Annotated in this window: 18 protein-coding genes and 1 pseudogene; 6 read left to right on the top strand and 13 right to left on the bottom strand. The window is 72.9% G+C overall.

Annotation, left to right across the window (positions count from 1 at the left end; all coding sequences use genetic code 11):
* Window positions 1-331 (top strand): annotated as a pseudogene (locus QM626_RS00025) (monooxygenase); the annotation flags it as partial.
* Between the two features lie 14 nt (window positions 332-345).
* On the opposite strand, the gene QM626_RS00030 reads toward QM626_RS00025, so the two are convergent.
* Complete coding sequence (locus tag QM626_RS00030; protein WP_415072587.1) at window positions 346-1,788, bottom strand: helix-turn-helix domain-containing protein; 1,443 nt, start codon at window positions 1,786-1,788, stop codon at window positions 346-348.
* Window positions 1,789-1,909: 121 nt separating this feature from the next.
* Here QM626_RS00030 and QM626_RS00035 point away from each other — a divergent pair, with 121 nt between their 5' ends.
* Window positions 1,910-3,775: a phosphoenolpyruvate carboxykinase (GTP) gene (locus tag QM626_RS00035; protein WP_415072588.1), complete on the top strand. Its 1,866-nt coding sequence runs from the start codon at window positions 1,910-1,912 to the stop codon at window positions 3,773-3,775.
* A 104-nt stretch (window positions 3,776-3,879) separates the two neighbouring features.
* Here the strand turns inward: QM626_RS00035 and QM626_RS00040 are convergent, their stop codons facing one another.
* From QM626_RS00040 to ribD, 8 genes are all read right to left on the bottom strand, one after another.
* Window positions 3,880-5,781: an ABC transporter ATP-binding protein gene (locus QM626_RS00040; protein ID WP_415072590.1), complete on the bottom strand. Its 1,902-nt coding sequence runs from the start codon at window positions 5,779-5,781 to the stop codon at window positions 3,880-3,882.
* 32 nt (window positions 5,782-5,813) lie between these two features.
* The gene (locus QM626_RS00045; RefSeq protein WP_415072592.1) at window positions 5,814-6,026 is read right to left on the bottom strand and encodes an AsnC family protein; all 213 of its coding nucleotides are present in this window, start codon (window positions 6,024-6,026) and stop codon (window positions 5,814-5,816) included.
* Between the two features lie 177 nt (window positions 6,027-6,203).
* Window positions 6,204-7,589 (bottom strand): MFS transporter, encoded by a 1,386-nt coding sequence (locus QM626_RS00050; RefSeq protein ID WP_415072594.1) that lies wholly within the window; start codon window positions 7,587-7,589, stop codon window positions 6,204-6,206.
* 47 nt (window positions 7,590-7,636) lie between these two features.
* On the bottom strand, window positions 7,637-7,990 hold the full coding sequence (locus tag QM626_RS00055; RefSeq protein ID WP_415072596.1) for a Fe-S protein: 354 nt from the start codon (window positions 7,988-7,990) through the stop codon (window positions 7,637-7,639).
* Between the two features lie 103 nt (window positions 7,991-8,093).
* Window positions 8,094-8,570, bottom strand: a complete 477-nt coding sequence (gene ribH, locus QM626_RS00060) for a 6,7-dimethyl-8-ribityllumazine synthase (protein WP_415072598.1) — start codon at window positions 8,568-8,570, stop codon at window positions 8,094-8,096.
* Complete coding sequence (gene ribA, locus QM626_RS00065; RefSeq protein ID WP_415072600.1) at window positions 8,567-9,841, bottom strand: GTP cyclohydrolase II; 1,275 nt, start codon at window positions 9,839-9,841, stop codon at window positions 8,567-8,569. Before ribA ends, ribH begins: the two co-directional genes overlap by 4 nt.
* The gene (locus tag QM626_RS00070) at window positions 9,838-10,476 is read right to left on the bottom strand and encodes a riboflavin synthase (protein ID WP_415072602.1); all 639 of its coding nucleotides are present in this window, start codon (window positions 10,474-10,476) and stop codon (window positions 9,838-9,840) included. Before QM626_RS00070 ends, ribA begins: the two co-directional genes overlap by 4 nt.
* Window positions 10,476-11,513 carry a bifunctional diaminohydroxyphosphoribosylaminopyrimidine deaminase/5-amino-6-(5-phosphoribosylamino)uracil reductase RibD gene (gene ribD / locus QM626_RS00075; protein WP_415072604.1) on the bottom strand — a complete coding sequence of 346 codons (1,038 nt, stop codon included), beginning with the start codon at window positions 11,511-11,513 and terminating at the stop codon, window positions 10,476-10,478. The genes QM626_RS00070 and ribD overlap by 1 nt, the downstream gene beginning before the upstream one ends.
* 432 nt (window positions 11,514-11,945) lie before the next feature.
* Between ribD and QM626_RS00080 the strand changes: the two genes are divergently transcribed.
* Window positions 11,946-13,643 (top strand): glycerol-3-phosphate dehydrogenase/oxidase, encoded by a 1,698-nt coding sequence (locus tag QM626_RS00080; RefSeq protein ID WP_415072606.1) that lies wholly within the window; start codon window positions 11,946-11,948, stop codon window positions 13,641-13,643.
* 7 nt (window positions 13,644-13,650) lie between these two features.
* Here QM626_RS00080 and QM626_RS00085 read toward each other — a convergent pair whose 3' ends face one another.
* Window positions 13,651-14,787, bottom strand: a complete 1,137-nt coding sequence (locus QM626_RS00085) for a tetratricopeptide repeat protein (protein WP_415072608.1) — start codon at window positions 14,785-14,787, stop codon at window positions 13,651-13,653.
* A 179-nt stretch (window positions 14,788-14,966) separates the two neighbouring features.
* On the opposite strand from QM626_RS00085, the gene QM626_RS00090 reads away from it, so the two are divergent.
* The 3 genes from QM626_RS00090 to glpK all read left to right on the top strand — a co-directional run bounded on the left by QM626_RS00090 (window position 14,967) and on the right by glpK (window position 17,267).
* A complete protein-coding gene (locus QM626_RS00090) occupies window positions 14,967-15,230 on the top strand; it encodes a helix-turn-helix domain-containing protein (protein WP_415072610.1) in 264 nt (87 codons plus the stop codon).
* Window positions 15,231-15,309: 79 nt separating this feature from the next.
* Window positions 15,310-15,693, top strand: a complete 384-nt coding sequence (locus QM626_RS00095) for a DUF6907 domain-containing protein (protein ID WP_415072612.1) — start codon at window positions 15,310-15,312, stop codon at window positions 15,691-15,693.
* A gap of 44 nt (window positions 15,694-15,737) precedes the next feature.
* Window positions 15,738-17,267: a glycerol kinase GlpK gene (gene glpK / locus QM626_RS00100; protein WP_415072614.1), complete on the top strand. Its 1,530-nt coding sequence runs from the start codon at window positions 15,738-15,740 to the stop codon at window positions 17,265-17,267.
* Window positions 17,268-17,272: 5 nt separating this feature from the next.
* On the opposite strand, the gene QM626_RS00105 is transcribed toward glpK, so the two are convergent.
* From QM626_RS00105 to QM626_RS00115, 3 genes are all read right to left on the bottom strand, one after another.
* Window positions 17,273-18,148 carry an Fpg/Nei family DNA glycosylase gene (locus QM626_RS00105; protein WP_415072616.1) on the bottom strand — a complete coding sequence of 292 codons (876 nt, stop codon included), beginning with the start codon at window positions 18,146-18,148 and terminating at the stop codon, window positions 17,273-17,275.
* A 100-nt stretch (window positions 18,149-18,248) separates the two neighbouring features.
* A complete protein-coding gene (locus QM626_RS00110; protein WP_415072618.1) occupies window positions 18,249-18,803 on the bottom strand; it encodes a GNAT family N-acetyltransferase in 555 nt (184 codons plus the stop codon).
* A gap of 20 nt (window positions 18,804-18,823) precedes the next feature.
* On the bottom strand, window positions 18,824-20,080 hold the full coding sequence (locus tag QM626_RS00115) for an alpha-hydroxy-acid oxidizing protein (RefSeq protein WP_415072620.1): 1,257 nt from the start codon (window positions 20,078-20,080) through the stop codon (window positions 18,824-18,826).
* Window positions 20,081-20,112: the final 32 nt, after the last annotated feature.

Here is a 20,112-nt window from a genome sequence, read left to right on the forward strand (position 1 = left end):
GCTCGCCTGGCGTGCGGCGCCGGGCGACGCCGCACGCCGCGAGGCGGCGGCCGCGGCGGGCCTCGCCGAGATCCGCACCGCGCAGGCGCAGTCCTTCGCGACCGGTGCGGTGCAGCAGCTGACCTCGCGGCTGTTCGACGCGCTCGCGGCATCCGCCACCTCGACGACCAAGGGGCTCGACCGCTACTGGCGCAACGCCCGCACCGTGTCCAGCCACAACCCGGTGCTGTTCAAGAACCGGTGGATCGGGGAGTGGGTGCTCGGCGACGTGCTGCCCGACCCGCTGTGGGGGATCGGCGTGGACGCGGCCCGCGCCGCCCCCGCACGCTGACCCGCGCCGCCGGCTCAGCTCTGGGCGTGCCGGTCGAGGAACGCGTACACGTCGTTGTCGTCGACGCCGGGGAAGGCGCCCGAGGGCAGCGGCGAGAACATCTGCATGTGCACCCGGGCGCTCGGCCACGCCTTGCCCGTCCAGCGGGCGGCGGCCTCGCCGGAAGGACGGCGGCAGCACGACTCGTCCGGGCAGGTCGAGACGGCGCGCTTGGTGGTCTCCCGGCCGCGGAACCACTTCGCGTCGTCGAACGGCACCCCCACCGTGATCGAGAACTCGCCGTCGGAGGTCGTCCCGGTCTGCGACGAGCACCAGAAGGTGCCCGAGGGCGTGTCGGTGTACTGGTAGTGCTCGGTCGTGCGGTTCTGCTCCTCGAACGCGGAACGGGCCGCGAACCAGCGGCACACGATCTGGCCCTCGACCGCCCCGGTGACGTCCATCGGCAGCGGCAGCTCGTCGTTCTCGTACACCCGCGAGATCGCGCCCGATCCGTCGACGCGCAGGAAGTGCAGCGGGATGCCGAAGTGCTCCGTCAGCAGGTTCGTCATCCGCATCCCGGCCGCCTCGTGCGTCACCCCGAACGCGTCGCGGAAGTCCTCGACCGCGATGTCGCGGTCGCGCTTGGCCTCGTGCAGGAAGGCCAGCGCCGCGCTCTCGGGCATGAGAGCGCAGGCCGCGTAGTAGTTGATCTCCAGGCGCTGCTGCAGGAACTCCGCGTAGTCGGCCGGCGGCTGGTGGCCGAGCAGCCGGTGCGCCATCGCCTGCAGCGCCATGGACCGCAGGCCGTGACCGCCGGGGATGGACGCCGGCGGCAGGTAGATGCGCCCGTTCTCCAGGTCGGTGATCGACCGCGTCGAGTGCGGCAGGTCGTTCGCGTAGATCAGCTCGAAGCCGAGCTGACTCGCCATCACGCTGACGGTGCGGTGGGTGAGGGCGCCGGAGCCGTGCCCCGCGGCCTTCAGGTGCTTCTCGGCGAGCCTCTCGATGTCGGGCAGGTAGTTGTTCTTCTCCCGCATCCGCAGCCGCAGCTCGGTGTTGGCACGGCGTGCCTCCTCGGGGGTGGCGATCGCCTCGCTCTCACGACGGGCGAGCTCGCGGTGCAGCCCCAGGATCGTCTCGAGGGTCTCGTCGCTCAGCCCCTTGGACACCTTGACCGGCGCGACGCCCAGGCGCCGGAACACCTGGCTGGACTGCGCGCGCTCGAGCTCGATCTCCAGGGCCGCTCGCCGGCTCGGCGGCTCGCGGGACAGCAGCTGCCCGAGGTCGATGCCGGTGGCGGTCGCGATCTCCTGCAGCAGCGACAGCTTGGGCTCGCGCTTGCCGTTCTCGATGAGGCTCAGATGGCTGCCCGCGACTCCCACGCGCGCGCCGAGCTCGTCGAGGGTGAGCCCGCTTTCCAGCCGGAAGTGCCGGATGCGGTGGCCGAGGGTCGCGAGCTCGATCGTCGAGGGGGGCATTCCTTGAGCATACCGAAAGAATTCAAGTATTTTCACCCTGTGCGGCCGGAAAGACTCCGGCACACCCGGCGATAGTGGAGGAGAACCACCGTTCTCACCTGCTTGCCGACAAGGAGCACCCATGGCCATCGCCGACACCGCGCCTCGCACCCACACCGGACCGCTGAACGTCGCCTACGGCGCCCGCCCCGACGTGCAGGGCCCGGGCATGGACGCCCTTTTCGCCTGGGTCGACGAGATCGCCGCGCTCACCCAGCCCGCCCGCATCCACTGGGTCGACGGCTCCCGCGGCGAGAACGAGGCCCTCCTGCGGGAGATGGTCGAGGAGGGGAAGATCATCAAGCTCAACCCCGAGTGGCGTCCGGGCTCCTACCTCGCCCGCTCGCACCCGAGCGACGTCGCCCGCACCGAGGCGCGCACCTTCATCGCCGCCGAGAAGGAGGAGGACGCCGGCCCCACGAACAACTGGATCGCGCCGGCCGAGATCCGCGGCACCCTCGACGGGCTGTTCGAGGGCTCGATGCGCGGACGCACGATGTACGTCGTGCCGTTCTCGATGGGACCGGTGGGCGGCCCGCTCTCGCACATCGGCGTGCAGGTCACCGACAGCGCCTACGCGGTCGCCTCGATCGGCATCATGACCCGCGTCGGCGCCGGCGTGCTCGACCAGATCGCCGCCGGCGCCCACTGGGTCAAGACGGTGCACTCGGTGGGCGCCCCGCTCGAGCCCGGCCAGCGGGATGTCGCCTGGCCCTGCAACGACGAGAAGTACATCGTCCACTTCCCGGAGACGCTCGAGGTCTGGTCGTTCGGCTCCGGGTACGGCGGCAACGCGATCCTGGCCAAGAAGTGCTTCGCGCTGCGCATCGCCTCGGTCATCGGCCGCGACGAGGGCTGGCTCGCCGAGCACATGCTGCTCATCCGCGTCATCAGCCCGGAGGGCAAGGCGTACCACGTGGCGGCCGCGTTCCCGTCGGCCTGCGGGAAGACGAACCTCGCCATGCTGCGCCCGACGATCCCCGGCTGGCGCGTCGAGACCCTCGGCGACGACATCGCCTGGCTGCGGCCCGGCGAGGACGGACGCCTGTGGGCGATCAACCCGGAGGCCGGATTCTTCGGCGTCGCGCCCGGCACCGGCGAGTCGACCAACGTCACCGCGGTCGAGACGCTGTGGGGCAACACGATCTTCACGAACGTCGCGCTGCGCCCGGACGGCGACGTGTGGTGGGAGGGACTGACCGACGAGGCGCCCGCCGAGCTCATCGACTGGGAGGGCAACCCCTGGACACCGGACTCCGGCCGCCCCGCCGCGCACCCCAACTCGCGCTTCACGGTCGCGGCGTCCCAGTGCCCGCAGATCGCGGCCGACTGGGACGCCCCCGCCGGCGTCCCGCTGGACGCGATCCTGTTCGGCGGTCGCCGTGCGACCAACGTGCCGCTCGTGGTCGAGGCCACCGACTGGACCCACGGCGTCTTCCTCGGCTCGACGATCTCGTCGGAGCGCACCGCCGCCGCCGAGGGCACCGTCGGCGAGCTGCGTCGCGACCCGTTCGCCATGCTGCCGTTCTGCGGCTACAACATGGCCGACTACTTCGGTCACTGGGTGCGCGTCGGTCAGAAGCTGCGTTTCGACCGGGCCCCGCGCGTCTTCCAGGTGAACTGGTTCCGCAAGGGCGCCGACGGACGCTTCCTGTGGCCGGGCTTCGGCGACAACGCCCGGGTGATCGACTGGATCATCCGCCGGGTGGAGGGCAAGATCCCCGCGGTCGAGAGCCCGATCGGCCGGCTGCCGCGCGTCGAGGACCTCAACCTCGCGGGGATCGAGGTGCCCGCCGAGGACCTCGCCGAGCTGTTCGCGATCGACCGTGAGTCGTGGCTGGCCGAGGCGGACCTCACCGAGGAGTTCTACGACACCTTCGGCGACCGCGTGCCCTCCTCGCTGCGCGCCGAGCTCTCCTCGCTGCGTTACCGCCTCAAGCAGGCCTGACCCGAGCGCGGACGACGGATGCCCCGGGGCGATCGCCCCGGGGCATCCGTCGTCCCGCGCGCGGCGGTCGCAGACCCGGCGGGCCGGGGAGAGCCGAGCCGCCGTCACACCAGCAGCTGGTGCTTCGCGAGCTCGCGGTACAGCGGCGTCGAGGCGACGAGCTCGGAGTGCGTGCCGGCACCGACGACGCGCCCGTGGTCGAGCACGACGATGAGGTCGCTGTCGACGACGGTCGAGAGCCGGTGCGCGATGACCAGCAGGGTGCGGCCCGCGGCGACGGCGTCGATGGCCTCCCGCATCCGCTGCTCGTTCAGCCCGTCCAGCGACGACGTCGACTCGTCCAGCAGCAGGATCGGGGGAGCGGCCAGCAGCGCACGCGCGATCGCGAGACGCTGACGCTCGCCGCCGGAGAGCATGACGCCGCCCTCGCCGACCTGCGCCTGAAGGCCGAGATCGCTGCGGTCCAGCACGTCGCCGAGGTTCACCTCGCGCAGCACGCGCTCGCACTCGGCGTCCGACGCCGTGGGCGAGGCGAGTCGCAGGTTCCCGGCGATCGTGCCGGCCAGGGTCGGCGCGTCCTGCTCGACGTAGCCGAGGCGGGCGCGCAGGTCGGCCCGGTTCTGCGCGCGGACGTCCACGCCGTCCACGAGGATCGCGCCGCCGGTCGGGTCGTAGAAGCGCTCGATGAGCGCGAGGGTCGTGCTCTTCCCGGCGCCGGACGGGCCGACGAGCGCGACCCGCGACCCGCGTGGCACGCGGAACGAGACGCCGCGCAGCACCTCGCGGTCGTCGTCGGGCTCGTCGATCGCGTCGAGGGGGGCGACGTCGATGCGGGCGTCCGCGAGCGCGGCGCGGGCCTCCGACTCGGCCTTCTGCCGCGCGGTGACAGCGGCCTCCGGATACCGGAAGCGCACCTCGCGGAACTCGATCGCGGCATCCGGGGCCGGTATGACGCCGGCTTCGCGCGCGGCCGCGGCGATCGGCGCGTCGTCGGCGGTCTCGGCGGGGAGGTCGAGCACCTCCTGGATGCGGCCGAGCGCGCCGAGCGCCTGGTTCACGGAGGTGAAGGCGCCGAAGAAGGTGCCCAGCGGCGCGACGAGCATGAACAGCAGGATCACGAAGGTGACCAGGCTCGCGATCGTCAGGTCGCCGGCCGCCACGCGCACGCCGCCCACCCCCAGGACGACCAGCAGCGACACCTGCAGCGCGATGCTGGCCACCGGCACGACGAGCGCGGAGACCTTGGCGATGCGCACGCCGACGCGGTAGCTCTCCTGCGCGAGCCCGGTGATGGCGGCCTCCTCGCGCTCGCCGGCGCCGGCGGCGCGCACGGTGCGGATCGACCCGACGGCGCGCTCCACCCCCGAGGCGAGCTCGCCCACCTTCTCCTGCTGTTCGCGCGTGGCCTTGCGGATGCGACCGCTGAGCGCGCCGACGACCGCGATCGAGGCGACGATCACGACGAGGATCAGCAGCAGCAGCACCCCGTCGATGATCGCCATCGCGACGAGCGCGCCGAGGAAGATGAGGACGTTCCCGACGGCATCCGCGAGGCCCTGCGTCAGCACCGCGTACAGCAGCGTGGTGTCGGTGCCCACGCGCGAGACCAGATCGCCGGTGCGGCGAGCGTCGAACTGGGCGATCGGCAGGTGCAGGATGCGGGCGATGAGCCGGCGCCGGCTGGAGTAGACGACGGCCGTGCCGGTGCGCTGCAGCAGGTAGTGCTGATAGCCGGAGATCAGCGAGGACAGGATCACGAGCGCCACGAGCGCCCACACCAGCAGCCCGAGCGTCTCGCCCGACTGCACCCGCGTGATCACCTGGCTGACCACGAGCGGCTGCCCCAGGGTCGTGGCGGCGCCCAGGATGCTGAGCACGACGACGACGCCGAGCACGCGCCTGTGCTCGAAGACGTAGGGCAGCAGCTGGCGCAGGCTCGCGCGCGGCCCGTCGTCCTTCGACGGTCGGGCGAACGGGCTGCGGCGCGCGGGGGCGCTCGCGGACATGGCTCTCCTTCGGGATGGGGCGGCCGGACGGCTCACCGTCGACCGAACTTCTTGTGCGCTGCCTGTTTGCTGACTCCGAGCGCGCTGGCGATGGCGACCCAGGCGTAGCCCTGGAGGCGTGCCCGGCGCACCTGCGCCTCCTCGAGGCGGGCGATCTCGCGACGGAGCTCGCCGATGCGACGCAGCTCGGCGAGCGGCTCACCGCCGCCGACCGCGTCGATCGCGGTACGGATCTGGTCGGACATCCTGCCTCCTCTCGGCAGGTCAACGCTAGTTGACGCCGTCACGGCTGTCAACTCTCATTGACGTCCGCCGGGTCCTCTCCCGCGAGACCGCATGCCGGCGCCGAGGGAGTGGGGTCTCGCCACCGTCTCGGCGCCGGAATGCGGTCTCGCGGAATGCGGGGGCGGGCGACCGCGGGGTCAGAGCGAGCCGGTGGCGCCGAGGCCCAGGTCGCCGGAGTAGTCGACGTCCCGGGTCTCCCGGGACAGCAGCAGCGCGACGAGGGTCAGGACGCCGGCGCCCGACAGGTAGACGCCCACCAGCCACGGGGATCCGCCCGCGGCGGCCCACAGCGCGACCGCGACGATCGGGGCGAGCGCCGCGCCGAGGATCGAGGAGACGTTGTACGCGATCGCGGAGCCGGTGTAGCGGACGTTGGTGGGGAACAGCTCCGGCAGGAGGGCGCCCATCGGACCGAACGTGGCCCCCATGAGCACGAACCCGAACACGAGGAAGGCCTGCACCAGGGCGCCCGTGAACTTCGGGTCGGCGTAGGGGAGCAGGAACACGGTGAACAGGAGGCCGAACACGATGATGCCGCCCGTGACCCACAGCAGCAGCCGGCGGCGTCCGATCGCGTCGGCGAGCGGTCCCGACAGCAGGGTGAAGACCCCGAAGAAGACCACGCCGATGATCTGCATCACCACGAAGTCGGTGTAGGCGAAGCCGAGCCCCGGCACCGCGGCATCCGTCTTCGCCGTCCCGTACGACAGGGTGAAGCTCGTCATCAGATAGAACAGCACGTACGTCGCCAGCATGATGAACGTGCCGAGGACGAGCTGCTTCCCGTAGCGGCGCAGGACCTCGCCCAGCGGGAAACGGCGGATCGCGCCGACCTGCTCCGCCTTCGTGAACGTCGCCGACTCGACCAGGCGCAGCCGCACCCACAGGCCGACGATCACCATCACCGCCGAGAACCAGAACGGGACGCGCCATCCCCACGCGAGGAACTCCGCCGACCGCTGCGCCGTGCCGTCCGGGTGCGGCAGCGCGAAGTTGATGATCAGGAAGATCGCGTTCGCGATGATGAACCCGACCGGCGCGCCCATCTGCGGGAACGTGCCGTACCAGGCGCGCTTGCCGGCCGGCGCGTTCTCGGTCGCGACCAGCGCCGCCCCCGACCACTCGCCGCCGAGCGCGAAGCCCTGCGCCAGGCGCAGCGCGAGCAGCAGCAGGGCCGCCCACCAGCCGATGTCCTGGTAGGTGGGCAGACAGCCGATGAGGAACGTCGCGATGCCCATCGTCAGCAGCGAGGCGACGAGGGTCGCCTTGCGGCCGAACCGGTCGCCGAAGTGGCCGAACACCACGGCGCCGACGGGACGCGCGACCATCGCCGCGCCGAACACCGCGAACGAGCTCAGCAGCGCGGTGGTGTCGTCGCCGGTCGGGAAGAACAGCGACGGGAAGACCAGAACCGCCGCCGTCGCGTACGCGTAGAAGTCGTAGAACTCGATCGTGGTGCCGACCAGGCTCGCGAGGATGACGCGCGAGCGCGGATTGGCGGGGGCGGTGACGGCAGTGGACATGGACGCACCCTACCGTGGGAGGGCGCCGCGGCTCGGGCGGCGCGGCCTCACCGCCAGATGACGGCGATCGCGGCGTTCGCCAGGGTCAGGATGCCGATGAGCCAGAAGATCACCGGCGACAGGCCGCCGGCGCGGCGCTGACGGGCCGAGCCGATGCCGAGCAGGGCCGCGATCACGAGCAGGATGACGAGCTTGACGCCGAGCTTGACGTAGTCGAGGTCGTAGGAGATCCCCCACGGCGCCGCGAGCGCGAGTCCGGCCACGGCGGCGATCGTCATGCCCACCGTCATCAGGCGCGTGACGCGGACGCGGCGCGCGACGGCTTCGACCAGCCACGACCCGAACAGGATCGCGAAGCCGGTGATGTGGACGAGGACGACGACGCTGCGCAGGATCTCCATACCCTCAGCATAGCTGAAGGTATGGGTCTTCCCTCCGTCCATCTCCGTGGAAGTGTGCGCGGTCGGGCTCTCCGTGCCCGTCCACGGAGACGAAGCGTGGGGGTCAGGCGCGCAGCGTGCGCAGCACGAGCGCGGTGCGCACGGCCGCGTCGGCGGCTTCGGCGCCCTTGTCCTCCTTCGAGCCGGGGAGCCCTGCGCGATCGAGGCCCTGCTGCTCGTCGTCGAGGGTGAGCAGGCCGAAGCCGACCGGTCGCCCGGCGTCGAGGGCGACCCGCGTCAGACCGTCGGTGGCCGCGGCCGACACGTACTCGAAGTGCGGCGTGCCGCCGCGGACGATGACGCCCAGCGCCACGACGGCGTCCGCGCCGCCGGCGAACGCCGCCTGCGCGGCGACGGCCAGCTCGAACGAGCCCGGCACGCGCACGAGCGACCAGTCCGCTCCGGCGGCGTCCAGCGCGCGCGCCGCGCCCGCGATCAGGCCGTCGGTGATCCGCTCGTGCCAGGTGCCGGCGACCACGACCACGCGCACGTCGGCGGCGCCGTCGATCGTCCGCGCCTCGGGCGCTCCCTTGCCGCTCACTGGGCGTTCTCCTTCATCTTCTCCAGCGCGGCGGCGAACTCGGCGTCCGGGATGACGTGCCCCATGCGGTCGCGCTTGGTCTGCAGGTACTGGTGGTTGTTGGCGCCGACGCCCACCAGCAGCGGCACCTGCTCGACGACGTCCAGGCCGAGGTCGCGCAGCTGCGCGACCTTGTCCGTGTTGTTGGTGAGCAGTCGCACCTTCTCGATGCCGAGGTCGGCGAGGATGCCGGCCGCCGCCGCGTAGTCGCGGGCGTCGGCGGGCAGCCCCAGGGCCAGGTTCGCGTCCACGGTGTCCAGTCCCCGCTCCTGCAGGCTGTACGCGCGCAGCTTGTTGATCAGGCCGATGCCGCGACCCTCGTGGCCGCGCATGTAGACGACGACGCCGCCGTCCTGCTCGATCGCGTCCAGCGCGGCCTCGAGCTGCGGGCCGCACTCGCACTTGAGCGACCCGAAGGCCTCCCCGGTGAGGCACTCGGAGTGCACCCGCACCAGCGGCGCCTCCTCGTTCAGCTCGCCGGAGACGATCGCGAGGTGGTCGGTGCCGGTGGTCCGGTCCTTGTACGCGAGGAAGCGGAACACGCCGTGCGAGGTCGGCACCGTGGACTCGGCCCGCAGGCTCACCCGGCGCCGGTGCGCCGTGACGGCGCTGTTCTCGCGCGGCTCGGTCTCCTCCAGGTACGCGACCAGCTGCTCGATCGTGATGACCGGCAGGTCGTCGCGCTCGCCCAGCTCGATCAGGCCGGGCAGGCGCATCATGCTGCCGTCCTCGGCGACGATCTCGCAGATCGCGCCGACCGGCTGGAGCCCCGCGAGGCGCATCAGCTCGACGGCGGCCTCGGTGTGACCGCCGCGCTCGCGCACGCCGCCGTCGACCGCGCGCAACGGCAGCACGTGCCCGGGACGGATGACGCTGGTCGGCGTGGAGTCCGGGTCGGCCAGCACGTTCAGCGTGTGCGCGCGGTCGCCGGCGGAGATGCCGGTGGTCACCCGGTCCGCGGCGTCCACGCTGACGGTGTAGGCGGTGCCGCGGGCGTCCTCGTTGACGGCGACCATGGGGGGCAGGTCGAGCCGGTCCGCCCAGTCGGCGGGCATGGGGGCGCAGATGAAGCCGCTGGAGTGGCGCACGATCCAGGCGATCCACTCCGGGGTCGCCAGCTCGGCCGAGATGATCGCGTCGCCCTCGTTCTCACGGTTCTCGTCGTCGGCGACGATGACGGGACGGCCCGCGCGCAACGCGTCGAGGGCCGCGGGGATGGTGGACAGGCTCATCGCGAGCCTCCTTCGATGGGGGTGGGAGCCGGCGCGAACGCATGCAGCCGCTGCACGTGCCGGGCGAGGATGTCGGTCTCGAGGTTCACGGCGTCGCCGACGACGCGGCCGCCGAGGGTCGTGGCGGTGAGGGTCTCCGGGATGAGGGAGATCTCGAACCAGTGGCTGCCGGCATCCGCCGGGCTCACCGCGCTCACCGTGAGCGAGACGCCGTCGACGGTGATCGAGCCCTTTTCGACCACGAGCGGCGCCAGCTCGGCGGGAAGGGAGACGCGCACCACCTGCCACTGCGCGCCGGGACGCACCTCGAGCACGCGGCCGGTGCCGTCGACGTGCCCCTGCACGATATGACCGCCCAGGCGGCCGTGCGGGCTCATCGCCCGCTCGACGTTGACGGTGCTGCCCGCCGCCAGCGCGCCGGTGGTCGCGCGCTCGAGGGTCTCGCGCATGACGTCGGCGGTGAACCAGTCCGCGCCCTGCTCGATGACGGTCAGGCACACGCCGCTGATCGCGATCGAGTCGCCGTGCCCGGCGTCGGACACCGCGGTCTCGGCCTGCACGGTCAGCCGCACGCCGTCGCCCGACGGCGTCACGGCGGTCACGGTGCCGATCTCCTCGATGATCCCGGTGAACATCAGTCGTCTCCTTCGGTTCGGACGGGGGCCAGGCGCCCCACCACCAGCAGGTCGTCGCCCAGTCGTTCGATCGCGGCCACGGTCAGCCGTCGCGCCTGCGCGATCGTGTGCACCCCGATCTCGGTCAGCGCCGGGCGGGTGCCGCCCAGCAGCACCGGCGCGACGTAGGCGAGCACCTCGTCGGCCAGTCCGTCGCGCAGGAACGCGCTGGCCAGCGTCGGGCCGCCCTCCACGAGCACGCGCTGGACGCCCGTCTCCCGCAGCGCCTGCAGGACGGCGGTGAGGTCGTGCGTCGGGTAGACGAGCGGGGTGAGCGGATGCCGGTGCACCGCCGCGTCCGCCGGCACCGGGCTGCGCCCGATCACCACCGGGGCCGGCTGGTCCGGCAGCAGCGATCCGTCGGCGGCGCGCGCGGTCAGCGCCGGGTCGTCGGCGAGGACGGTGCCGGTGCCGACGACGATCGCGTCGGCGGCCGCGCGGCGACGGTGCACGTCGGCGCGGGCCTCGGGCCCGGTGATCCACTGGCTCGTGCCGTCGGCGGCGGCGGCGCGCCCGTCGAGGCTCTGCGCCCACTTCACGGTCACGTGCGGACGGCCGAGGCGCTGCACCCTCACCCAGGAGGCGAGCAGGTCGTTCGCCTCGCTCGTGCGCACGCTGCCGATCACCTCGACGCCGGCGGCGCGCAGCCGCTCGGCGCCGCCGGTGGCCACCGGGGTCGGGTCGTCGACGGCGTAGACCACGCGGGCGACGCCCGCCTCGATGAGGGCCTGCGCGCACGGTCCGGTGCGGCCGGTGTGGTTGCAGGGCTCGAGCGTCACCACCGCGGTGGCGCCGCGGGCGGCGCCCTGCGGCAGCTGGGAGAGCGCGTCCACCTCGGCATGCGGCGTGCCGGCGCCGCGGTGCCAGCCCTCGGCCAGCACCTCGCCGGCGGGGGAGAGGATGACCGCGCCCACCTGCGGGTTCACGCCGCGCGGGCCGCGGCGCGCGAGCGTCAGCGCGCGCGCCATCGCGCGCCGCTCTGACTGTGTCGCCGGCATCCGCTCTCCCTGGTCCCGTCCGGGGCACGGTCGACCAGCGGCGCGTCGGGCGACGCGCGTGCTGCCTCCCATCCGGACTCGCGATGCTGTCGCATCGCATCACCGTCGGTTCCGGAATTCCACCGGATCGGCATCGCATCCCTGCGGGGGACGCGACACTCGCGGACTGTCACCGCCGGTTCGGATTCTCACCGACCCCGGAGCACGTTGTTGCACTGATCCTAGTCAACGTGTCCGGGCCCGGTTCATTCCCCGCGTCATGCGGCGCAAAACGCAGGACGCGGGGGTCGACACGCCGCGACGACCCGGCTGGACGCCGGCATTGACCGTGTCGTCCTGTGTCCTGCGCCAGGGGGAGGAGCGCGGGTCCGCGAGCGGCGGCGCATGGGAGCATGGGAGAGGCGGCACAGGAGTGCCGGAGAGAGGCGCGACATGGCGGCGGATGCGGCGGCCCGGCCGGAATGGCGCGCGCTCGCCGAGCGGCCCCACGCCGACGTGCTCGTCATCGGCGGCGGCATCAACGGCATCGCGATCCTGCGGGACCTCGCGCTGCAGGGCGTCGACGTGCTGCTCGTCGAGCGCGGCGACATCGTCTCGGGCGCCTCGGCGGCGTCCTCCCACATGATCCACGGCGGCATCCGGTACCTCGAGAACGGCGAGTTCCGGCTCGTGCACGAGGCCGTCACCGAGCGCAACGACCTGTTGCGCACCGCACCGCACTACGTGCGCCCGCTGCCGACGACCATCCCGATCTTCTCGACGTTCTCCGGGGTGCTGGCAGCTCCCCTGCGGTTCCTGCGCCACGGCACCGGGCGCCCGCACGAGCGCGGCGCGGTGCTGATCAAGGTCGGCCTCCAGATCTACGACTCCTTCTCGCGCGGCGGCGGTCGCGTGCCGCGGCACGCGTTCCACGGACGGCGGCGGTCGCTGCAGATCCTGCCGGCGCTGAACCCCGGCGTGCGCTACACCGCGACATACACCGACGCGTCGCTGCGCGATCCGGAGCGGCTCGCGCTCGACGTGCTGCGGGATGGGCTGGACCCCGGTGGCCGGGCCGTCACCTACGCGGCCGCGGTGGGCGAGCACGACGGCGGCGTGATCGTCCGCGACGCCGAGACCGGAGCCGAGGTGCGGGTCACGGCATCCGTCGTCGTCGGCGCGACCGGCCCGTGGACGGACCTCACCAACGAGGCGCTCGACGAGCCGACCCGGTTCATGGGCGGCACGAAGGGCTCGCACATCGTGCTCGATCACCCCGAGCTGCTGGCCGCGACCGGCGGCCGGGAGATCTTCTTCGAGCACGAGGACGGCCGCATCGTGCTCGTCTACCCGCTGCGCGGGCGGGTGCTGGTCGGCACGACCGACCTCGAGCACGACATGGCCGACCCGGTCCGTTGCACCGAGGCCGAGGTCGATTACTTCTTCGAGCTGGTACGGCACGTGTTCCCCGCGATCGAGGTGACCCGCGAGCAGATCGTGTACCGGTTCGCCGGGGTGCGGCCGCTGCCGGGACACGGCGATCTCGCCCCGGGCTTCGTCTCCCGCGACTACCGCATCGAACGGCGGACGCTTCCCGGCGGCACCCCGGTGCTGAGCCTCGTCGGCGGCAAGTGGACCACGTTCCGCGCCTCCGCCGAGCGGGTCGCCGACCGTGTCCTCGACGAGCTGGGCCGGCACCGGCGATGCTCCACGTTCGGCCGGGCGATCGGCGGCGGCCGCGGCTACCCGCGCACCCAGCGCCGGCTCGCGCAGTGGCTCGACGCGCACGCGGGCGCCGTAGGGCGGACGCGCGCGGCGGCGCTGCTGGAGCGGTACGGCACGCGCGCAGCCGGGGTCGTCGCCGCGATCGAGGCGGATGCCGACGACGCGGCCCTGCAGACCGCCCCGGCGTACTCGACCGGCGAGCTGCGCCACCTCGCCCGCACGGAACGGGTCGTGCACCTCGCCGATCTGCTGCTGCGTCGCACCGGCCTGGCCTTCGAGGGCGCGGCGGTCGCCGCGGCGCGCGAGGTCGCCGAGACGGTCGCGGACGTGCTCGGCTGGGACGCGGCGCGGGTCGACGCCGAGGTGGACGCCGCGGTCGCGGCGGTGCGCGCGGCCGAGCCGGACGCGGCATCCGTGGTCCGCTGAGCGCCGGTCAGGCCCGCTCGGCCGTCGCATCCGGCTGCAGGCCGGTGCGTCGCACCGGCTCCGGCGCGTGCGCGCGTGCCCACCGCCAGCCCGGCACCCGATGGCTCGTGACGAACACGGCGGGGATGACGATCACGGCGGCGGCGCAGGACAGCGCGGCGAGCCATGCCGTGGCCGCTCCGGACCACACGAGCGCGAACGCGACGACCGCCCCGGTCAGCGCCGCGGACAGCGCGGCGAGGTAGAGCACGATGTCCGGCGAGGTGTGCCATCCGATCCGCTCCGCCTCGTCGACGGCCCGGGCGAGCCGGTCGACACGACGCTCGAGGCCCGGGTCGTCCACGCGCAGCTCCCGGATCCGACGCAGGTTTCTCCGGGAGGCGTCGAGCTGCGCCTCGTTGAGGATGCGCGGGGTGCCGTCGGCCTGCCGGGACCACAGCTGCGTCGTCACCGCCGCGAGCGCGGTCGCGTAGGAGAGCCGGGCCAGATCGTCGGCGGGGTCGGCTCGCACCGCCCGCTCCAGGACGGGCAGCGCGACGTCCGCGTCGCCGCGCGCGCAGGCCATCGCCGCGAGGGCGACGCGACAGTAGGGGCTGCGGGGATCGAGGTCGCCCGCGCGGCGATAGGCCGCCTGCGCGGCGGCCGGCAGCGCGGCGGCGGCGTAGAGGTCGCCGAGCTCGCAGTGATACGCCGGCTCGGCCGGGTCGAGCCGGATCGCCTCGGAGAGGGCGGACTCCGCGTCCGCCGTGTCGCCGAGCGCGTGCGAGGTGAGGCCGCGCAGATACCAGGCGTCCGGATCGGCGGGGCTTCTCGTCGTGGCGGCGTGGGCGGCCCGGCTCGCCGCCGCCACGCGTCCCGCGCGCAGGAGCTCCCACCCGTCGCGCCCGTGCGGGCCGACGATCATGGCCGCCGTCTCGTCCTCGGCGACCCGACCGTCGTACGCCCGGCGTCGCTCGACGTGGAGCAGCACCTCCTCGGCGCGGGCGATGTGTGCGCACACCTGCTCCGCGACGGCGCGCGTCCGGGCGCGGGGATGCCGGGCCCGGCGACGCCAGGCGTAGCGCTGCAGCCGGATCGCCTCCGCCACGGTCTCCGGATCGGCATCCGGTGCGATCCGGAGGAGCTCGTAGTAGTCGACGAACATATGGTGTGGTCGCGGGCCGCGTGAGCGCCGCCGGTGGCTCGCGGTGCTCCGCAGAGCGCACAGCCTGCCGCCTCCTCCGCCCCCAAGGCCTGGGAATTCCGCGCTCCGGCCGCCATAGTAGTGGAAATGAGCATGTTTACATGCCTATGTGCGAGATATGATCTTGCCAGGCTGGACGGATGCCGGGTTCGACGGATGTCTGGGAGCGTTACGCGCGCGAGCTGGGGGTGCGGCTGCAGCGCGCGCGAGCGGCGCGGGGGATCAGCCAGGAGCGCGCCGCCTATGCCGCCGGGATATCCGTGTTCACGTATCGCAAGCTGGAGAAGGGCGAGTCCAACCCGGGCACGCCGGCGAACCCCCGGCTGCGGACGCTCATCGGTCTGTGCGAGGTCCTCGGCGTCGCGCCCGCGGATCTGCTTCCCCCCGACCTCCCGACAGGGTGACCGGGCGCGGAAGATGTCGGTGGGCGCTGGTGTAATGACCGTGTGCCCGACCGACTCGCCCGACATGTGAGGGGTCCCGATGAGTCCGACGTGGCAACGCACCCCCTGTCCGCCATGGTGCGCCGGCGGACACCGCGAAGACGACCATCCCGAGGACCGGGTGCACCGATCGGCGGGCCTGACCGTCCCCGTGGTCAGCCGTCGCGTCCTGAGCGTCGATCCGATGCGATATCAGGTCGTGGCGCAGGAGTTCGAGGTGGGGCTCTCACGGCCTGACGACTCGGCCACGACCTGGCTGTACCTCGGGGCGGGCCCGGGCGAATGCGTGGAGGTCTCGCTGGGCAGCTGCGCGGATCTGGTGCGAGCGCTCGAGTCCACGGTGCGCCGGGCCGGGGTCGTGCCCGGCGCCGCATCGGCCGACGACGGCGACGCGTCGCCGCGGCCGGGCCGCGACCGGCGATAATCGACCGCGGCGGTTCTCCGCCCCGCAGCGAAGGGAGCGCCCGCGTGGCCGACCACCTCATCGCCCTGGACCAGGGCACGACATCCACCCGTGCGATCGTCTTCGACTCGGAGGGGCGGATCGTGGCGAGCGCCCAGCGGGAGCACGAGCAGATCTTCCCGCGCGCCGGGCGGGTCGAGCACGACGCCACCGAGATCTGGACCAACACGGTGTGGGCGCTGGAGAACGCGCTCGAGTCGGCGACGCTCGCCGCGACCGACATCGCGGGCCTGGGCATCACCAACCAGCGTGAGACGGTGATCGTGTGGGATCGGCGCACCGGGCTGCCGGTGCACAACGCGCTGGTGTGGCAGGACACCCGCACGCAGCCGGCGATCGACCGGCTCGCCGGCGAGCACGGCGACTATGCACGATACGCCGAGATCACCGGGCTGCCGCTGGCGACCTACTTCTCGGCGTCGAAGATCGCGTGGATCCTCGACCGCGTGCCCGGGGCGCGGGCCGGCGCCGAGGCGGGTGACCTGCTGTTCGGGACGCCGGACACGTGGCTGGTGTGGAACCTCACGGGCGGCCGCCGCCACGTCACGGACGTCAGCAACGCCAGCCGCACCCTCCTCATGGACCTGCGGACCCTCGACTGGTCCGACCCGATGCTGGAGGTGTTCCGCATCCCCCGCGCCATGCTGCCGGAGATCGTCCCGTCCTCCGCCGTCGTGGGCGAGATCGTCGACCCGGCGCCGCTGCGCGGCATCCCCATCGCCGGCATCCTCGGCGACCAGCAGGCCGCGACGTTCGGTCAGGCCGCGTTCGAGGCGGGGGAGTCGAAGAACACCTACGGCACCGGCAACTTCCTGCTCGTGGCCACCGGCGAGCGGATCGTGCACTCCCAGCACGGCCTGATCACGACGGTGGCCTATCAGCGCGAGGGAGAGCCCGCGCGCTACGCGGTCGAGGGGTCGATCGCCGTCACCGGCTCGCTCGTGCAGTGGCTGCGCGACAACCTCGGCATGTTCGCGGAGTCGAGCGACGTGCAGCGGCTGGCGGAGTCGGTCGACGACAACGGCGGCGCCTACTTCGTGCCGGCCTTCTCGGGGCTGTTCGCGCCGTACTGGCGGCCCGACGCCCGCGGCGCGCTCGTGGGCCTCACCCGCTACGTCAACAAGGCGCACATCGCCCGCGCGGCGCTGGAGGCCACGGCGTTCCAGTCCCTCGACGTGATCGACGCGGTGGTCGCCGACACCGGGCGCCCGCTGACCGAGATCCGGGTCGACGGCGGCATGACCCGCAACGGCCTGCTCATGCAGTTCCAGGCCGACATCCTCGGCATCCCCGTCGTGCGGCCCGAGGTGATCGAGACGACGGCGCTGGGCGCGGCGTACGCGGCGGGGCTGGCGACCGGTGTCTGGAGCGGATTCGACGAGCTGCGCGCGCACTGGCACGAGGGGCAGCGGTGGGAGCCGCGGATGGACCCCGGCGAGCGTGACCGCCGCATCCGGATGTGGCGGAAGGCGGTGCGCCGCTCCTTCGACTGGGTCGACGACGACGCGCGCGTGCTGATGGGCACCACCGAGTAGCGCCGCTATTTGAGCAGGCGCGACAGGCGACGGTCGGCCAGGAGCCTGCCGCCGGTCTGACACGTCGGGCAGTATTCGAGGCTGTTGTCGGCGAAGAACACGCTGCGCACCTCGTCGCCGCACACCGGGCAGGTCTCGCCGCGCCGGCCGTGCACCCTCATGCCGCGTCGTTTGGCGTCCTTCAGGTCGGCGGGCGGGCGACCGGATGCCGTCGCTACCGCGTCGGCGAGCGTGTCGCGGATCGCGGCATACAGCGTGTCGATCTCGCCGTCGTCGAGGGACGCCGCCGTGGCGTAGGGCGACATCCGCGCCACATGCAGGATCTCGTCGGAGTACGCGTTGCCGATGCCGGCGACCACGGACTGGTCGCGCAGCATCCCCTTGATGCGGGCGCGACGGCCCGCCAGCAGGCCCGCGAGCACGGCGCGGGTGAACGCCGCCTCGAGCGGATCGGGGCCGAGCCGGGCGATGCCGGGCACGTCGGCGGGGTCGCGGACGACGTACACCGCGAGCGCCTTCCGGGTGCCCGCCTCCGTCAGGTCGAACCCGGAGCCGTCGTCGAACGCGACCCGCAACGCGACCGGTCCGCGCCCCGGCTTCGCGGGCGTCGCCGGTGCGGTGTCGTACCAGCGCAGCCAGCCCGCCTTCGCCAGGTGGAACACGAGGTGCAGCGACTCGTCGGCGTCCGTCGTCGTCGCCACGTCGAGGAACTTGCCGTGCCGGGCGACGCCGCGCACCCGGGTGCCGACGAGCGCGTCGACCGGGGGGTCGAAGGTCCTCAGCGCGGAGATCGCCACCGGCTGCACCCGATCCAGGCGCAGACCGGTGACGCGCCCGTCGAGGAAGTCGACGAGCCCCTGCACCTCCGGCATCTCGGGCATGCGGCCATCCTGCCACTCGCCTCCGACACCCGCGCGTCGTACATGTCCCACTTCGGAGCGGTATGGCGAGCTCATAGCGCTCCGAAGTGGGACACGGCGATCAGACCGGCCACTGCTGCGGCGCGCGCGGATCGGTCGCCAGCAGGTCGGCGACCCAGGCGTCGCCCCGCACCCCGGTGCCGCTCACGAGCGACTGACGCAGCACCCCGGCGTAGCGGAAGCCGAGGCGCTGCGCGACCCGCGCCGACCCGGTGTTGCCGACCACGGCACGCCACTCGATGCGCACCAGCCCGAGCGGGCCGTCGAAGCCCCAGGCCACCACGGCGGCCCCCGCCTCGGCGGTGAGCCCGGCGCCGCGGAACCCGGGCGCGAGCCAGTAGCCGAGCTCGCCCGCGCCGCGTCGCAGCCCGTGCAGGCCGATCATGCCGGCCAGGGCTCCGTCAAGACGCATCGCCCACACGGCCTCCGTCTCCTCCGCCCATCCCGCCGCCGCAGTCCGCGGGAACTCGGCGGCATGCTCGGCCCGGTAGGGCGAGGGGACGGTCGTGAAGCGCTGGATGTCGGCATCCTGACACGCCGCCAGGATCGCCGCCGCGTCGGCGGCGACCGGCACCGACAGCGTCAGTCGTGCGGTGCGGAGGGTGACCGGCAGCATCCGGCCAGCCTACGGTCGCCTCAGATGCGCGCGCGAGCCCGCTCGCGGGGCACCAGTCGCTCCAGCTGCGTGACGTGCGCCGGGGTGAGCTCGTCGAGCGTCTGGACCTGCAGCAGCTTCATGGTGCGCACGATCTGCTCGGTGAGGATCTCGATCATGCGGTCCACGCCGGCACGTCCGCCGGCCATGAGCCCGTACAGATAGGCGCGGCCGACCAGGGTGAACTTCGCGCCCATCGCGATCGCGGCGACGATGTCGGCGCCGTCCATGATGCCGGTGTCGATCGCGACCTCGGTGTCGGCGCCGACCTCGCGCACGACGTCGGGCAGCAGGTGGAACGGCACCGGCGCCCGGTCGAGCTGGCGACCGCCGTGGTTGGAGAGGACGAGGCCGTCGACGCCGAGGTCGACGAGCTTCTTGGAGTCCTCCACGTTCTGCACGCCCTTGATCACGATCTTGCCCGGCCACAGCGACCGGATGATCTCGAGGTCGTCGAACGAGATCGAGGGGTCCATCGCGGCATCCAGCAGCTCGCCCACCGTGCCGCCGGTCGAGGACAGCGAGGCGAACTCGAGCGGGGGCGTGGTGAGGAAGTCGAACCACCACCAGGGCCGCGGGATCGCGTTGATCACGGTGCCGAGGCTGAGCTGCGGCGGGATCGAGAAGCCGTTGCGCTTGTCGCGGAGGCGCGCACCGGCGACCGGCGTGTCGACCGTGAAGAACAGCGTGTCGAAGCCGGCGCGGGCGGCCCGTTCCACCAGGCCGTAGGAGATCTCGCGCTGACGCATCACGTACAGCTGGAACCAGTTGCGCCCCGCCGGGTTCGCCGCCTTGACGTCCTCGATCGAGGTGGTGCCCAGGGTGGACAGCGTGAACGGGATGCCGGCGGCGCCTGCCGCGCCGGCCCCGGCGATCTCGCCCTCGGTCTGCATCAGGCGGGTGAAGCCGGTCGGGGCGATGCCGAACGGCAGGGCGGAGGGGCCGCCGAAGATCGTGGTCGAGGTGTCCACGTGCGACACGTCGCGCAGGATCGAGGGATGGAACTCGATGTCGCGGAACGCCTGGCGGGCGCGGGCGAGGGAGATCTCGGCGTCCGCCGCGCCGTCGGTGTAGTCGAACGCCGCCGCCGGGGTGCGGCGCTTCGCGATCCGACGCAGGTCGGCGATCGTGAGGGCACGGCTCAGACGCCGGCGCTTGCCGTCGAGGTCCGGGCGGCGGAACTGCATGAGCTCGAGCAGCTCGGCGGGGTTCGGCAGCTGGCGGCGGATCGTGCTCATCGGCGTCCTTCTCGAGGGGGGAGTGCGCTGGC

This window comes from Microbacterium sp. (assembly GCF_047606385.1).
In the GTDB taxonomy this organism is placed as follows: Bacteria; Actinomycetota; Actinomycetes; order Actinomycetales; family Microbacteriaceae; genus Microbacterium.

Bases quoted from the DNA above. Each gene is read 5' to 3' on its own strand.
- QM626_RS00030 (WP_415072587.1), bottom strand. From the start codon at position 1,788: ATGCCCCCCTCGACGATCGAGCTCGCGACCCTCGGCCACCGCATCCGG.
- ribD (WP_415072604.1), bottom strand. From the start codon at position 11,513: ATGCCGGCGACACAGTCAGAGCGGCGCGCGATGGCGCGCGCGCTGACG.
- QM626_RS00080 (WP_415072606.1), top strand. From the start codon at position 11,946: ATGGCGGCGGATGCGGCGGCCCGGCCGGAATGGCGCGCGCTCGCCGAG.
- QM626_RS00070 (WP_415072602.1), bottom strand. From the start codon at position 10,476: ATGTTCACCGGGATCATCGAGGAGATCGGCACCGTGACCGCCGTGACG.
- QM626_RS00040 (WP_415072590.1), bottom strand. From the start codon at position 5,781: ATGTCCGCGAGCGCCCCCGCGCGCCGCAGCCCGTTCGCCCGACCGTCG.
- QM626_RS00115 (WP_415072620.1), bottom strand. From the start codon at position 20,080: ATGAGCACGATCCGCCGCCAGCTGCCGAACCCCGCCGAGCTGCTCGAG.
- QM626_RS00105 (WP_415072616.1), bottom strand. From the start codon at position 18,148: ATGCCCGAGATGCCGGAGGTGCAGGGGCTCGTCGACTTCCTCGACGGG.
- ribA (WP_415072600.1), bottom strand. From the start codon at position 9,841: ATGAGCCTGTCCACCATCCCCGCGGCCCTCGACGCGTTGCGCGCGGGC.
- QM626_RS00050 (WP_415072594.1), bottom strand. From the start codon at position 7,589: ATGTCCACTGCCGTCACCGCCCCCGCCAATCCGCGCTCGCGCGTCATC.
- QM626_RS00095 (WP_415072612.1), top strand. From the start codon at position 15,310: ATGAGTCCGACGTGGCAACGCACCCCCTGTCCGCCATGGTGCGCCGGC.
- QM626_RS00035 (WP_415072588.1), top strand. From the start codon at position 1,910: ATGGCCATCGCCGACACCGCGCCTCGCACCCACACCGGACCGCTGAAC.
- QM626_RS00110 (WP_415072618.1), bottom strand. From the start codon at position 18,803: ATGCTGCCGGTCACCCTCCGCACCGCACGACTGACGCTGTCGGTGCCG.
- QM626_RS00090 (WP_415072610.1), top strand. From the start codon at position 14,967: ATGCCGGGTTCGACGGATGTCTGGGAGCGTTACGCGCGCGAGCTGGGG.
- QM626_RS00085 (WP_415072608.1), bottom strand. From the start codon at position 14,787: ATGTTCGTCGACTACTACGAGCTCCTCCGGATCGCACCGGATGCCGAT.
- QM626_RS00045 (WP_415072592.1), bottom strand. From the start codon at position 6,026: ATGTCCGACCAGATCCGTACCGCGATCGACGCGGTCGGCGGCGGTGAG.
- QM626_RS00055 (WP_415072596.1), bottom strand. From the start codon at position 7,990: ATGGAGATCCTGCGCAGCGTCGTCGTCCTCGTCCACATCACCGGCTTC.